The following is a 14,191-nucleotide window of genomic DNA, read 5'->3' as shown; positions in this document are numbered from 1 at the left end:
CGAGCGACCTAACAGCTCCGAGCTGGTCGAGGGGACCGATGGCTTCGAGGACATCACGACTCGTTCTGGCTGCACTGCTCGCGACGGGAGTCGCGCAGGGCGCACGCGCGCAAGACACGGCGGCGACTCCGCCTCCCGCGCCCGCGCCGGCTGAGCCCGCGCGCGAGGGGATCGAGGAGATCATCGTCACGGGCACCAAGCGCCAGCAGGTGTCGCAGGACGTGCCGATCGCGATCACCGCGATCAGCGAAGCGATGATCGACAACCAGTTCCGCACCGACGTGCTCGCGCTCGGCGAGATGACCCCCGGCGTGGCGCTCGGTCAGGTCGCCGGCTTCCGCGCGATCGCCGGCGGCGTGCGCGGCACCGGCCAGAACTCGATCCTCGTGACGCAGGACTCTTCCGTCGTGCTGCTCGTCGACGAGTTCGCGCTCTCGAACGTGCAGGCGCAGTTCGTCGAGCTCTTCGACGTCGAGCGCGTCGAGATCTACCGCGGGCCGCAAGGCACGCTGTTCGGCAAGAGCGCGACCGGCGGCGCGATCTCGATCGTGACGAAGCGCCCCGTGCTCGAGGAGTTCAGCGCCGACTTCGAGCTGCAGTACGGCACGTTCAACGGCTCGGATGGCCCGAGCAGCTCCACGATCAAGAAGTACCGCGCGGCGGTGAACGTCCCGATCACGGACACGCTCGCACTGCGCGTCACCGGCATCGTCGACAAGGACGAGGGCTACTACACGAACGACAAGGACACCTCGACGTTCCCGACGTCTTGGCTGCTCGGCTTTGCTCCGGTCCCGCCCGGCTTCAGCACACGAACCGTGGGCTCGGGCGAAAAGCTCAACAACACGGACGTCCTCGCCGGCAAGGTGAAGCTGCTCTGGCAGCCCTCGGAGATGTACGAGGCCTACTTCATCGCCGACTTCCTCGACGACGACTCGGGCTCACCGCCGGGCGTGAACGAGAGCGAGCCGACGATGCTGCTCCCGCTGCTCGGCTTCCCCTCGATTCAAGACGCGGGCCACAAGGACGTGCTCAGCACCGGCATCAGCAACCAGTGCTTCGAGGGGAACTCGGACGCCCTGTGCGTCAAGGACGGCCATCGGACGAGTGTCGAGGGCTACATGCTCCATCAGACGCTGAACCTCGACAAAGTCACGCTCTTGGCGATCACGGGGTGGCGAAATCAGGAGGAGATCCTCGCCAGCACGTACACCGGTGAGGCCTACGCTTCGCTCTTCGACGCGACGCGCAACACCACGAAGCGCAACACGCAGATCGAGCTTCGCGCGAGCACGAACTTCGAGGGCCCGTTCACGATGGTGGGCGGCTTCTCGTGGACGCGGGAGCAGACCGACATGCTCGCGTACGCGACGGTCGGGTTGCTGAGCCTCGTGACGTTCGTCGACAACGACCGAAACGACGGCATCCCCGCGCCACTCGTGGACTCGAATGGCTTCCTCAATCTGGACACGAGCTACCAGACGGACCCGGGCATGGGCGGCGCCGCGCAAGATCGCAAGACGACCGCGTTCTACGCGGACGGCACGTTCGAGTTCCTCGAGCGCTGGTCGATCACGGCTGGCATGCGCTGGACGAAGGACAAGAAGGACTTCTTCCGCCGCGCGAACTCGGGCGGCCCGTGCACGGCGCTGACGCAGTCCAAAGACGCGGTGGACGTGGATACGGATTCCAACCCGCTCACGCCGCCCGTGTGCCTCGACGCGCGCTCGAACGCGGTCTCGCGCGTCGGAGTGGGGTTCAGCAGCAAGGACCTGAAGCCGTTTGACATCCCGCTGCCCAACTCGGCGTTCGGCATCAACAGCCGCTTCGACGACTCGTGGAGCGAGGTGACGTACCGCTTCGTTCTCGATTACGACCTGACGGACGCGAGCATGGCTTACGTCAGCTTCGCCACGGGCTTCATCCCCGGCGGCTTCACGGAGACGTGCTCGAGTCTCACGACGTGCAACCCGTTCGACTCCGAGACGAACTGGAACGTCGAGGTCGGCTTCAAGGGGCAGTTCCTCGAGAACACGCTTCAGACCAACGCCGCGGTCTTCTTCACGCAGTACAAGGATCTGATTCGCTCGCAGGTGGTGCCCTTCACCGATCCGTTCGGCCTGACGACCCAGGAGACGATCAACGTGAACGCCGGCGTGTCGCAGGCGACCGGCATCGAGCTCGAAGGCACGTGGCTGGCGACCGACGGGCTCTCGTTCTCGGGCAACTTCGCGTACCTGCACCACGAGTACGAGAAGTTCGTTCTCAACGGGAACGACCTCTCGGATCTCGACGTGCCGTTCTCGCCCAAGTTCAAGTGGGGCATCACCGGCACGTACGAGCACGAGATTCCGTGGGGCTCGCTCGCTTACAACCTGATCTACAGCCATCAACACAAGGCGCAGATGTCGGTCTTCAACTCACCGAAGACGCAGATGAGTCAGTGGGACACGATCGACGCCAACGTCACGTTCCGGCCCGAAGGCGACCGGTACTTCTTCACCATTTGGGGGAAGAACCTCACCGACGAGCGCACGCGGCTCGCGGCGAACTCGGTTGCCGGCCTCTGGAACTTCACGATGTACGGGCGCCCGCGCTCGTACGGCTTCGAAGTCGGCGTCGAGTTCGGGGGCGAATAGGCGCGCGATGGGAGCGTTCGATCACTGGGTAGACATGTCGCACCCCGCGAAGCGCCCCGAGCGCCTCACGGAGGTCGACCTGTTCGCCTACGGCGCGCAGGAACACTGGTACGCCGCGTACGACATCCTTCACCGGGAGGCGCCGGTACAGCGCCTCCCGGATGATGGCTTCACACCTGGCACCGACGGCTACGTGCTGACGAAGTACGACGATGTCGCGCGCGTCGTGCGCGATCCGGTGCGGTACAAGCCGACGCTCACGTTCGCCGTGGAAGGCATCCTCGCGGCCGGTCGCACGCCCGACATGACGAACGCGATGATGGAATCGATGGCGACGCTGCGGCCGTCGATCGAGCTGTGGCGCTCGCACCGGCAGGAGCTCACGGATCCGTGGGTCGGGCCGGGCGCGACGCGGCACACGGCGATGGTCACGGAGTGCGCGGATCGGCTGATCGACAAGTTCATCGATCGCGGCGAGGTCGAGTTCATCTCGGAGTTCGCACGCCCGCTGCCGCAGATGGTGATGGCGCGCGTGCTCGGCTTCCCCGAGTCCGACATCCCGAAGCTCGCCGAGTGGGGCACCGCGCAGGTCGCCTCGTTCGTCTGGGGCAAGAGCCATCGCAACCAGGTCACGCCCGAGCAGATGCGCGAGCAGTTCACCTGGCTCGACGGCTTCAAGGAGTACGTGCAGCGCGCGGTCGAGCAGAAGCGCGCGAATCCGCAGAACGACATGATCAGCTTTCTCACGCAGGTGACTTATCAGGCGCTCGGCCGGAAGCTCAGCGACATCGAGATCAACGGCATCGTCTACGCGATGGTGCTGGGCGGGCTCGAGACGACGCAGTACGCGATCGAGGAGCAGGCGCAGCTGCTCTGCGAGCAGCCGAACGTGTGGCGTGCGCTGAAGGCCGACCGCGAGAAGATTCGCGGCTTCACCGAGGAAGCGATGCGGCTGCGCGCTCCGACGCAGGGCCTCTCGACGCGCATCACGACGCAGGACGAGGTGTTCCAGGGCGTGACGGTGCCGAAGGGCTCGCTGCTCCATCTGCGCTGGGCGGCGGCGAACATCGACCCCGAGGAATGGGAGAACGCGAACGAGCTTCAGCTCGACCGCAAGGCGGTGACGAAGCACCTCACGTTCTCCGCGGGCCCGCGCGTGTGCCCGGGCGCCGGCATCTCGCGCCTCGAGCAGGTGATCGCGTGGCGGCGCTTGTTCGCGCGGATCGACACGCTCGAGTACGCGCCCGACGTCGAGATCAAGCATCAGCCGGGGATCATGCTCGGCACGCTCGCGTTGAAGCTGCGCTTCACGAAGGCGGCGACGCCCGGCTAGCTGCGCAGCGCCTCAGTAGACGCGCTTCGTGTCTCCGCTCGCTGCTCCCGCGCGCACCTGCTTCAGCTCCGCGCGCACGCCGTCGCCGAGCGCCTGCTGGTCGGCGGACACGGTGATCAGGCGGAAGCCCAGCTCGCGCCGGCGCGCGGCGAGCGCCGCGCTCGCGTGGATGCCCGGCACGATGCCGCGCGCGGTGCATGCGGCGACGATGCGAGTCAGTGCCGCGACGAACTCGGGGCGGTCGTCGTTGTTGCCGGGCGGGAGGCCGAGCGTGATCGAGAGGTCCGCGGGGCCGACGTACACGGCATCGATTCCGGGCACGTCCAGGATCGCGTCGATGTTCTCGACGGCCTGCTTCGTCTCGATCATCGGGATGCAGGCGACCTCCGCGTTGGCGGTGGCGTAATAACTCCCGCCTTCCTGCATGAACGCGCGCAGCGGCCCGAACGAGCGCGCGCCCTGCGGCGCGTAGCGGCAGGCCGCGACGGCCGCGCGCGCCTCGGCGGGCGAATTCACCATCGGCACGATCACGCTCATCGCGCCGGCGTCGAGCATCTTGCCGATGATGCCGGGCTCGTTCCACGGCACGCGCACCACCGGCGAGCTCGCGCCGAGGTTGATCGCTTGCAGCATCCCCACGGCGTCGCGGTAGTCGACGAGGCCGTGCTGCATGTCGATGCACACGTAGTCGAAGCCCGCGCGCGCCACGACCTCGGCGGAGACGCTGCTCGGGATCGAGAGCCACGCGCCGTGGGTCGGGTTGCCTTGCTTCCATGCGGACTTGATCGCGTTCGCCATGGCGCAACACGCTAACCCGCTCGCGTATCGTGCCGCGCTTCATGAAGGGAGCGTCGCGATGGAGAGAGAGCTCGCGGGCAAGGTGGCGATCGTCACGGGGGCGGGGCGGATGCGCAGCATCGGGCGGCCGATCGCGCGGCTGCTTGCGCGCGCGGGCGCCGACATCGTGGTGACGGGCACGGGCCGCTCGCCCGAGCGCTACCCCGAGGACGAGAAGAAGGCGGGCTGGCGCGACATCGAGAGCGTCGCGGAGGAGGTGCGGGCGGAAGGCGCGCGCTGCCTCGCGCTCGTGTCGGACGTGCGCGACGAGGCGGCGGTCGACGCGCTCGTGGCGCGCACCGCGCGCGAGCTCGGGCGGCTCGACATCGTGGTGAACAACGCCGGCGCCGCGCGCGGCGAAGACCGCGTGGCGTGCGTCGATCTCCCGTACGCGGCGTGGAAGCAGGTCGTCGTGACCAACCTCGACGGCACGTTCTTGCTCTCGCGCGCCGCCGCGCGGCAGCTCATCAAACAGGGGCAGGGCGGCAGCATCGTGAACATCTCCTCGATCGCCTCGAAGCTCGCGCCCGCGAACACCGCTGCGTACGCCGCCTCGAAGGCGGGCATCAACGCGCTCAGCCACGCGCTCGCGATGGAGCTCGCGCCGCACAGGATTCGCGTGAACGCGGTGTGCCCCGGCGTGATCGACACCTACCGCATGGACGACGTGGGCCGCGGCGAGGCGTGGCAGCAGATGGTGAAGCAGATGATCCCGCTCGGGGCGCCGGGCGACGGCTGGGAGATCGCCGAAATGACGCTCTTCCTCGCCTCGCCGCGCGGCGCCTGGATCACCGGCCAGGCGATCAACGTGGACGGCGGGACGGTCTGGCACTGACCTGCGGGATCCCCAGAGGGGGGACGTTCCGCAAGCAAGTAAAGCAACACTTTCTTTACTTTCTTGCGGAACGTCCCTGATGCGAGGCCTCGTCGGGCCGGCGCCTCAGATCCCCAGATCCTGCAGGTTGTAGTCGCGCAGGCCCGCCCTCGCCTCGGGCGTCCAGCGGTACTCGCTATCGCGCCCCGCGTGCGGCGCGTACGCGAACGCGCGCTCGTGCGGGAAGCGCTGGCGGCGCGCGTCGATCGCGTAGCCGATCACGCGCGAGCGGCTCGCGATGTAGGCCTCGTCGTAGGTGGCGACGGGGTTGTGCACGCCGCCGGTGCGCACGCCGAGCACGGAGCTGCGGCGGTGGAAGCCGAAGTTGATCGTGACGCGCGGCTTCTGGCTGACGTTCGCGAAGGAGCCGTGGATGACCTGGCGACTGCAGATCGCGACGTCGCCGGGCTCGCACACGAGGGGCACCGCGGCGGGCAGGCGGTCGCTGCCCGCCGCGCGCGCCAGCGCCACGATGTCGGCCCTCGCGTGATGCGAGCCAGGCACGACCCACAGGCCGTTCGCGGCGTCGCAGCCATACAGCTGCGCCATGAAGTTGAAGCCGTGCGTGTCGTCGTCGAGCGCGGGGCTCTCCCAGTGCGTCCACGCGTCCTGGTGCCACGCGACCGAGCCGCCGAGGCCGGCGTGCTTGATCCACACCGCCTCGTTGAACGGCGTGAAGTCCGGGCCGTTGATCGCGGCGGCAACCCCTAACAACTCCGGGTGCGCGTACACGCGCAGGCACGCCTCCGAGAACTGGAGCGAGCCGAGCACGAGCTGCAGCACGTGCTCCGGCGCGCCGGCCGGCCGCGCGGGCTCGCTCATCTTCACGGGATGCCGCCCGTGCGCGGCCGCGGTTCCGCCGAGCGGGTCGGAGAGCGGCTTCACCCAGCTGAGGTTCGGCGCCTTGCACTCGCTGCTCAGTGCGGGGCGGCCGTGCTTGTCGAGCGGCGCGCCCTTCGCGACCGGTGCGCGCTCGAGCAGCTCGTTCACGTCGCGCTCGAGGTCGGTCAGCTCGTCCTCGCCGAGCACTCCGGTGAAGACGAAGAAGCCGCAGCGCGCGTACGCGTCGCGAATCTCCGGCGCGAGGCCGCCGTTCGCGGCGAAGCGAATCGGCCCGCGGTTGCCGAGCGCGAGCGCGCGCTGCGTCCCTGCCTCGCGGTACTTCTGCATCGCGGGCTCGTCGTCGCCGTAGTCGGCCTCGAACACCGGCGCGTTCAGTCCACGCAGCATCACAGGCCTCCGTCGGCGAGCGCGAACGACGGCTCCGTACCGATCACGCCTTCCGCTTCGAGCGCATCCATCTCCGCGCCGCTCAGCGCGAGCAGAGTCCCGAGCACTTCGCGCGTGTGCTCGCCGAGCAGCGGCGCGGGCAGCTCGATCGCGTGCGGCGCATCGCTCGTGCGGTGCGGCGCGCTCGGGCTCGGCTGCGTGCCCACCACCTCGCGCTCGATCCACTGCCAGAAGCCGCGCGCTTCGAGCTGGGGATGCAGCAGCACCTCGTTCACGTCGTGAACCCCGGCGGCGGGGATGCCGCGCGCGCGCAGGATCTCGACGACGTCGTCGCGCTCGCGCGCGAGCGCCCAGGCAGAGATCGCCGCATCGATGCGCTCGTGCTCCGCGCGGCGCGCGGCTGCGCCCTCGAGCGCGGGATCGAACAGCGCGCTGTCGCCGACCGCATCGCGCAGCGCGAGCCACTGCGCATCGCTCGTCACCGTGAGCGTCAGCCACTGGTCCTCGCCCGCGCAGCGATAGTTCCCCTGCGGCGCGTAGCTCGCGTGCCGGTTGCCGAGCCGTGGCGGCGCTTCGCCGAGCAGCGCTTGATGCGCCACGCCCTGAACGCCGAGGCTGGTCAGGGCCTCGGCCTGGGAGAGGTCGACGAGCTGGCCCTCGCCGGTGCGCTTCACGTGCAGCAGCGCGAGCGCGAGGGCCGCGGCGCCGTGCACGCCGGCGACCGGATCGCCGAGTGCGATGTGCGACATGGTCGGCGGCTCGTCCGGGTTGCCGTTCTGGTGCGGCAGCCCCGAGGCCTGCTCGACCGTGGAGCCGTACGCGCGAAACTCGTGCATCGGCCCGCCGCGTCCGAACGGCGGCATCGTCACGATCGCGAGGCGCGGGTTGATCATCAGCAGCTCGCGCTCGCCGAGGCCGAGCTTGTCCATCACGCCCGCCGAGAAGTTCTCGATCACGGCGTCGGCCTCGGCGACCAGCCGCTCGAACACTGCGCGCCCGCGCGGCACGGTGAAGTCGAGCGTGATGCCGAGCTTGTTGCGGTTCACCATGTTGTGCGAGACGGACTTCTCGTAGAGCCGCTCGCGCAGGAAGCGCTCGCTCACTTCGGGTCCGCGCCACCAGTCGATGCGCTGGCGCGACTCGATCTTGATCACCTCCGCGCCGAGATCGGCGAGGTGGCGCCCTGCGAGCGGTCCCGCCCAGCCCATCGTGAGATCGAGGATGCGCACGCCCCGTAACAAGTCGGGGCGCAGCGTGGGCTCGCGCAGCGGAGCGCGCTGCTCGGCTGCGCCGACGGGGCTCGTGCGCGGCGACGGCGGCGCGCCGCACTCGCCGAGCTTCGCGACGCGCGCGGCGCCGAGCGCGGGCGTGCGCGTGAGGCGGAAGGGCTGGCTCGGTGCGCGGAGCGTGCGTCCACTCGCGAGCGCGACGTCGCGCAGGCTGCCGCGCGCTTCGAGCTGCGGGCTCGCGAGCAGCTGCGCGGGCGTGTGCACGCGCGTGAGCGGAATGCGGCGCGCCTGGCCTGCCTCCACCCACTCGTCGGCGCTGCGCGTGAGGAAGACCGGGGCGAGCGCGGCGTCGACGGCGTCGCCGTGGATGAGGCGCTGGTTGTACGTGCGGAAGCGCGGGTCGCGCGCGGCCTCGGGCAGGTCCAAGAGCGCGCACAGGTCGCGCCACTGCTTCGGCGTGAGTGCCGTCACGCCGAGCCAGCCCTCGCGCGTGGCGTAGATCGTGGCGGGGTAGTTCGGCGGGAAGCGGTTCAGCCCGAGGCGCAGGAACAGATCGGCCCAGCCGAAGAACGCGATCGGCGCGACCTCGGTGAGGCACATCGCGGACTCGAGCACGGACACGTCGACCACGGCGTTCGCGCGCGCGCGGCCGAGCTCGCGTGCGGTCAGCTCGGCGCTGAGTGCGATGAATGCGGTGACCCCGCCCAGCAACGAGAGCGGGAAGCCCGCCGGTATGCGCGGTGTGTCGCCGGGTTTGCCGAAGCCTTTGATCCAGCCGACCTGCGCGGCGATCGTGGCGTCGCTCCCGGCCGTGCTCGCGAGCGGCCCCGTGAGGCCGTGCCACGAGAGCGCGCCCACGATCGCGCGAGGTGAAGCCTCGTGGATCCGCGCGTGCCGGATGCGCGGCGGGCCGAAGTCGAGCACGATGTCGGTGCCGGCACACCAGCGCAGCGCGTCGGCTTCGCTCGCGACGATCGCGCTCTCCTTGCTCGGCGAGAGCAGCCCGTGCAGGGCGCTCTCGCCGCCCGCGAGCGGTGCGAGGCGGCGCGTCTCGAAGCCGCCGGGCGGCTCGAGGTCGATCACGCGCGCGCCGAAGTCGGCGAAGAGGCGCCCGCAGGCGGCTGTGGCGACTGTGCCGCCGAGGTCGACGACCGTGATTCCTGCCAGCGGGCGCGTGGCCATGCCGCGAGTGTGCCTCATGTGGAGCGCGATCTGGCGAGGGTTTGCGTGAGCCGCCTGCCGGAACGCAGGAAGCTCTGCGAACGTGGCCGCCCCACAGCACAAAGGGGCCCGCTTGCGCTTCTCACCCGCTCGTCTTGGATGCGCCGCACTCGTTGCGGGCGCGCTCGCTCCCGCCGGCGCGGTCGCCGCGGGGGTCGAGGAGATCGTGGTCACGGCCTCGCGTGTCGAGCAGAACCTCTCCGAGGTGCCGCTCGCGGTCTCGGTCGTGTCGCTCGATCAGATTCAGCGCCGCCAGATGCTCTCGCTCGACGAGTCGCTGCTGCGCGTGCCAGGCCTCTACTTCTCGAACCGGTACAACTTCTCGCGCGACCTGCGCATCGCGATCCGCGGCTTCGGCGCGCGCGCGAATTTCGGCGTGCGCGGAATCGAGGTGAGCGTCGATGGGATCCCGTCGACTGCGGCGGATGGTCAGACCGCGCTCGACGATCTCGACCTCGCGAGCGTCTCCCGGGTCGAGGTGATTCGCGGTCCGGCGTCCGCGCTCTACGGCGCCTCGGCCGGCGGCGTGATCAACATCTTCACGGAGGACGGCGCGGAGACTCCGTTCGCCGAGGCCCGCGTGAGCTTCGGCAACTACGGCTTCGAGCGGCACACGCTGAAGGCGGGCGGGCAGGCGGGCAAGCTCAACTACTTCGTGAACGGGTCGTACCTCAACTATCAGGGCTATCGCGGCCACTCGCGGGTCGAGCACGGCACCTGGGGCGCCAAGCTCCGCTACGAGTTCTCGGATGGCTCGATCGGCCAGCTGATCGTGCGCGGAGCGGACTCACCCACGGCCGACGACTCGGGTGGGCTCACGTTGGCGGAAGTCCAGAGAGACCGGCGCCAAGCGCGTTTGCGCAACGTGCAGCTCGACGCGGGCGAGGCGGTGAAGGAGCAGAAGCTCGGCCTGACGTGGCAGAAGGACTGGGACGTGCACGCGCTGCGCCTGCGCAGCTTCGCGAACTGGCGCGACTTCGACGCGAAGCTTCCGCTCACCCCTGCGCTCGGCACCGGTGTCGTGCACTTCGATCGCGTGTTCGCGGGCGGCGGCGCGCAGTACAGCAACTCGACGCCGCTGTTCGGACTCGAGAGTCGCGTGACGATCGGCATCGACGTGGAGGCGATGACCGACGATCGCCAGCGTTGGCCCAACGTGAATGGATCGCCCGGCGCGCTCGCCTTCGACCAGGAGGAGATCGCGCGCAACGTCGGCATCTACCTGCAGCACGAGCTCGCGCTCGGCGAGCGCCTGCGCGTCCAGAGCGGCTTGCGCTACGACCGCATTCGCTACGAAGTCGACGACCACTTCGGCGCGAACGGCGATCAGTCGGAGAAGCTGAAGTTCGACGAGGTGAGCCCGTTCGTGGCGGCGAGCTTCGACGCGCTCGATTCGCTCACGCTGTTTGCGAACTACTCCACGTCGTTCGAGACGCCGACCTTCACCGAGTTCGCGAATCCCGCCGACAACGGCACTGCGGGCGGCTTCGCGAACGTCGCAGCGCAGACCGGGCAGGGCATCGAGCTGGGTGCGCGGGGCGTTCTCGCGGACCGCGTGCGGTACGAGCTCACCTACTACCGAATCGAGGTGGAAGACGAGGTCACCACCATCACGAACGTCGGGGGCCGAGCGTTCTTCAACAACGCGGACACGGATCGCCAGGGTGTCGAGCTCGGAGTTGCGGCGGAGCTGCTCGCGGGGCTCACGCTCTCGGGGACGTACACGTACAGCGATCTCGAGTTCGAGAAGTTCCCGAACGTGCCGCTCGCCGAGGGCAACCGACTCCCGGGCGTGCCGAAGCACGCGGCCTATCTCGAGCTCGCTTACGAGCACGAGTCGGGCTTCTTCGCGAAGTGGGACTGGAGCCGCGTCGGTGCGCTCTACGCCAACAACCTGAGCACGACGCGCGTGAAGGCGTACGACCTGTCGAGCCTCGTGTTCGGCTGGGACATCGCACTGAGCGAGTGGACGCTCACGCCGAGCTTAGGCGTGAGCAACCTCTTCGACGAGCGGTACTTCCAGGAGATCCGCATCGAGGACGCGACCTCGCGCTACTACGAGCCCGCGCCCGACCGCAACTACTTCGGCGGCCTGCGCGTGCGCTTCGAGTTCGGCGCGCGCTGAGCGTCACTTCGAGGGCGGCAGGAGGACCGCGTCGATCACGTGCACCATGCCGTTCGACGCCGGGATCGAGGCGACCACTTTCGCGCCGTTGATCGAGAGCGCGTCGCCGTCGCGCGCGATCGTGGTCTTGCCGCCGTTCGCCATGCCTAACACCTGGCCGTTCTGCAGACTCGCGGCGCCCAGCGAGGACGTGGTGACGTGGTACTTCAGCACGTTGCGCAGCGCGTCGGCGTTCTCGGGCTTCAGCAAGTCGTCGAGCGCGCCGGCCGGCAGTGCCTCGAATGCGGCGTTGGTGGGCGCGAACACCGTGAGCGGGCCGGACGCCGCGACGGACGTGACGTAGTCCGCTGCCTGCAGCGCGGCCACGAGTGTCGTGTGGTCGGGCGAACCCGACGCGATGCTGACGATGTTCGTCGCGTCCAGCGGCGGGATGTTCGAGACCGGTGCTGCCGAGCTCGCGGCAGGCTCGGGCGCGGCGGGCTCCTCCTTCGCGCACGAGGCGAGGGCGAGGGCGGAAGCCACAACGAGGGCGATCGAGCGGGCCATGGCGTCTCCTTCCGCCGCCTCCCCTCGCAAGCCGAGTGCCAGGACAGCGGGGCGGCAGCTTGACGCTGGGGCCGAGATGGATGGGCGCCGTGCCGCAGCGCGAGGCGATTTGACGAATGACTGTCGCGCTTCACACCGCGGCGCCGGCGCGGCGCCCCGACGCGAATGCGTGCTGCATGTCGCGCGCAGCGAGCGCGTCCCCAGCGAGGTGCACCTCGATGCCGCGCGCAACCAGCGCGTCGTAGAGGGAGCGGCGCGGCGCGGAGCCGGTCTCGAACACGACGAGGTCCGCAGCGACTTCGCACTCGGCCGCGCTGTCGAGATCGCGCAGCACGACGCCCTCCCGCGAGATCGCACTCACGATCGTGCGCGTGTGCAGCGCGAAGTCCGCGTGCGAGCGCAGCCGCGCGTTGTACGGCTCGGACTGAAGCGAGGGCCCGAGCTCCGAAGCGAGCGACCATTGCCCGGTGACGAACGTGACGTGCGCCCCCTGAGCGAGGAGGTGCTCGGCGATCGACGCGGCCGAGACGTGGCCGTAGTCGTCGTACACGACCGCGCGCTTTGCGCCTTCGCCGCGGCGCCCGGCGAGTACGTCTTCGGGCACGCAGACGTGCGCGAGGTCGACGCCTGGAATCGAGAGGGTGGGAAGATGGCGCGAACGGCCGTCGCGCCGCGGCTCGCCGCCGGTCGCGACGATCACGGCTCCATAATCACTCGGGGCGATCTCGTGCGCGTGCACGGGCGTCGCGAGGCGAACCTCGACGCCGTGCAGCGCGAGCTCCTGCGCGAGCCAGCGCGCGATCACGACCATGTCCTCGCGATGCGGCGCCCGGCGCGCGAGCTGCGCGACGCCGCCCAGCTGCGTGCCCGCCTCGCACAGCGTCACGCGGTGGCCACGCCTCGCAGCGGTGAGCGCGGCCTCCATGCCGGCCACGCCGCCGCCGACGACGAGAACGCGCCGCGGAGACCGCGCGGGCGCGAGTGCGGCGTTCTCCTCGCGGCCGGCATCGGGGTTCACGAGGCAGCCCACGCTGCCCGCGGCGCCCAACAAGCCGCCCACGCAGCCCTGGTTGCAGCTGATGCACGGCCGCACGCGCGCCGCCTCGCCGCGGAAGCTCTTCGCGACGATCTCCGGATCCGCGATCGTGGCGCGCACCATCGAGACGAGATCGGCCTGGCCGGCGCGCACGATCTGCTCCGCATCGTGCAGGTCCATCACGCGCCCGGTCACGATCGTGGGCACGCGCACCGCTTTCGTGACGGGCTCGCTCGTGGGCAGCTCGTAGCCGAGCGGCTCGTGCATCGCGCCGATGAACTTGTGGAAGGCGTAATAACTTCCGAGCGAGACGTTCACGAAGTCGACGAGCCCCGCGGCCTCGAGGATCTCCGCAGTCTGGCGTGCCTCGTCGGGCTGAATCCCACCGGCGATGCCTTCGCTTCCTGACAACCGCACGCCCACCGGATACTCGGGGCCGACCGCGGCGCGGATCGCGGCGAGCGCCTCGCGCAGAAAGCGCGTGCGGTTTTCGAGCGAGCCGCCGTAGCCGTCCGTGCGGCGATTCGTGAGCGGCGAGAGGAATTGGCAGGGCAGGTAGCCGTGCGCGCCGTGAATCTCGACGCCGTCGATGCCGCCCTGCTGACAGCGCCGCGCCGCCGCGGCGAAGCCCGCGACGACTTCGTTGATCATCGCGTGGGTCATCGGGATCGGCGTGTTCCCCGCGAGCGCTTCGGGAACTGACGACGGCCCCCACGACGCGCCGCCATCGAGCGGATTCCCGTTCGAGCCGCCGTGCCAGAGCTGCTGGAACACGCGCATGCCGTGGGCGTGAACCGCGTCCGCGACTTTGCGGTAGCCGGCGATCACGCCGTCGTGGAAGGCGATGATGCCGCTCGGCGAGCTCGGGTGAACCGCGGCGATCTCGAGGAAGCTGAGGCCGACGCCGCCGCGTGCGCGAGCCTCGTGGTAGGCGATCACGCGCGGCGAGATCTCGCCGCGGCAGAAGCCGGTGGCGTGCGCGGTGCGCACGATCCGGTTCGGGATCGTGCAGGCGTTGATGCGGATCGGCTGCTGCAAGAGCTCGTAGGGCATCGGGCCTCCGCGGTTCGCCCGCGAGAGTACGCCGATCGCCCTCGCTTGAACGCGTTCCTTCGCGGTAG

The 14,191-nt window shown here is 69.7% G+C and carries 9 protein-coding genes; 4 read left to right on the top strand and 5 right to left on the bottom strand.

The annotated features are described in order from the left end of the window. Positions 1 to 38 precede the first annotated feature (38 nt). Both FJ091_04660 and FJ091_04655 read left to right on the top strand, forming a co-directional pair. Complete coding sequence (locus FJ091_04660) at positions 39 to 2,639, top strand: TonB-dependent receptor (GenBank protein MBM4382642.1); 2,601 nt, start codon at positions 39 to 41, stop codon at positions 2,637 to 2,639. Positions 2,640 to 2,673: 34 nt separating this feature from the next. Continuing rightward, positions 2,674 to 3,972 (top strand): cytochrome P450, encoded by a 1,299-nt coding sequence (locus FJ091_04655; GenBank protein MBM4382641.1) that lies wholly within the window; start codon positions 2,674 to 2,676, stop codon positions 3,970 to 3,972. Positions 3,973 to 3,984: 12 nt separating this feature from the next. Here the strand turns inward: FJ091_04655 and FJ091_04650 are convergent, their stop codons facing one another. Then, entirely contained in the window at positions 3,985 to 4,770 is a 786-nt protein-coding gene (locus FJ091_04650) for a hypothetical protein (protein ID MBM4382640.1), read from the bottom strand. A 58-nt stretch (positions 4,771 to 4,828) separates the two neighbouring features. On the opposite strand from FJ091_04650, the gene FJ091_04645 reads away from it, so the two are divergent. Then, positions 4,829 to 5,644: an SDR family oxidoreductase gene (locus FJ091_04645; protein MBM4382639.1), complete on the top strand. Its 816-nt coding sequence runs from the start codon at positions 4,829 to 4,831 to the stop codon at positions 5,642 to 5,644. Positions 5,645 to 5,749: 105 nt separating this feature from the next. Here FJ091_04645 and FJ091_04640 read toward each other — a convergent pair whose 3' ends face one another. Together FJ091_04640 and FJ091_04635 are read right to left on the bottom strand one after the other, a co-directional pair. Continuing rightward, positions 5,750 to 6,913, bottom strand: a complete 1,164-nt coding sequence (locus tag FJ091_04640; protein MBM4382638.1) for a phytanoyl-CoA dioxygenase family protein — start codon at positions 6,911 to 6,913, stop codon at positions 5,750 to 5,752. Next, positions 6,913 to 9,324 carry a CoA transferase gene (locus FJ091_04635; protein MBM4382637.1) on the bottom strand — a complete coding sequence of 804 codons (2,412 nt, stop codon included), beginning with the start codon at positions 9,322 to 9,324 and terminating at the stop codon, positions 6,913 to 6,915. The genes FJ091_04640 and FJ091_04635 overlap by 1 nt, the downstream gene beginning before the upstream one ends. A gap of 112 nt (positions 9,325 to 9,436) precedes the next feature. On the opposite strand from FJ091_04635, the gene FJ091_04630 reads away from it, so the two are divergent. Next, positions 9,437 to 11,488: a TonB-dependent receptor gene (locus FJ091_04630; protein ID MBM4382636.1), complete on the top strand. Its 2,052-nt coding sequence runs from the start codon at positions 9,437 to 9,439 to the stop codon at positions 11,486 to 11,488. A 3-nt stretch (positions 11,489 to 11,491) separates the two neighbouring features. Here the strand turns inward: FJ091_04630 and FJ091_04625 are convergent, their stop codons facing one another. Further along, entirely contained in the window at positions 11,492 to 12,034 is a 543-nt protein-coding gene (locus tag FJ091_04625; GenBank protein ID MBM4382635.1) for a fasciclin domain-containing protein, read from the bottom strand. Between the two features lie 130 nt (positions 12,035 to 12,164). Continuing rightward, the gene (locus FJ091_04620) at positions 12,165 to 14,123 is read right to left on the bottom strand and encodes an FAD-dependent oxidoreductase (protein ID MBM4382634.1); all 1,959 of its coding nucleotides are present in this window, start codon (positions 14,121 to 14,123) and stop codon (positions 12,165 to 12,167) included. Between the last annotated feature and the right edge of the window lie 68 nt (positions 14,124 to 14,191).

This window comes from Deltaproteobacteria bacterium, from assembly GCA_016875395.1.
GTDB lineage: Bacteria > Myxococcota_A > UBA9160 > UBA9160 > UBA6930 > VGRF01.
The sequence above is the reverse complement of the archived record's forward strand: the minus strand, read 5'-3'. Positions and strand labels throughout refer to the sequence as shown.

Bases quoted from the DNA above. Each gene is read 5' to 3' on its own strand.
- FJ091_04655 (MBM4382641.1), top strand. From the start codon at position 2,674: ATGTCGCACCCCGCGAAGCGCCCCGAGCGCCTCACGGAGGTCGACCTG.
- FJ091_04640 (MBM4382638.1), bottom strand. From the start codon at position 6,913: ATGCTGCGTGGACTGAACGCGCCGGTGTTCGAGGCCGACTACGGCGAC.
- FJ091_04645 (MBM4382639.1), top strand. From the start codon at position 4,829: ATGGAGAGAGAGCTCGCGGGCAAGGTGGCGATCGTCACGGGGGCGGGG.
- FJ091_04635 (MBM4382637.1), bottom strand. From the start codon at position 9,324: ATGGCCACGCGCCCGCTGGCAGGAATCACGGTCGTCGACCTCGGCGGC.
- FJ091_04620 (MBM4382634.1), bottom strand. From the start codon at position 14,123: ATGCCCTACGAGCTCTTGCAGCAGCCGATCCGCATCAACGCCTGCACG.
- FJ091_04660 (MBM4382642.1), top strand. From the start codon at position 39: ATGGCTTCGAGGACATCACGACTCGTTCTGGCTGCACTGCTCGCGACG.
- FJ091_04650 (MBM4382640.1), bottom strand. From the start codon at position 4,770: ATGGCGAACGCGATCAAGTCCGCATGGAAGCAAGGCAACCCGACCCAC.
- FJ091_04625 (MBM4382635.1), bottom strand. From the start codon at position 12,034: ATGGCCCGCTCGATCGCCCTCGTTGTGGCTTCCGCCCTCGCCCTCGCC.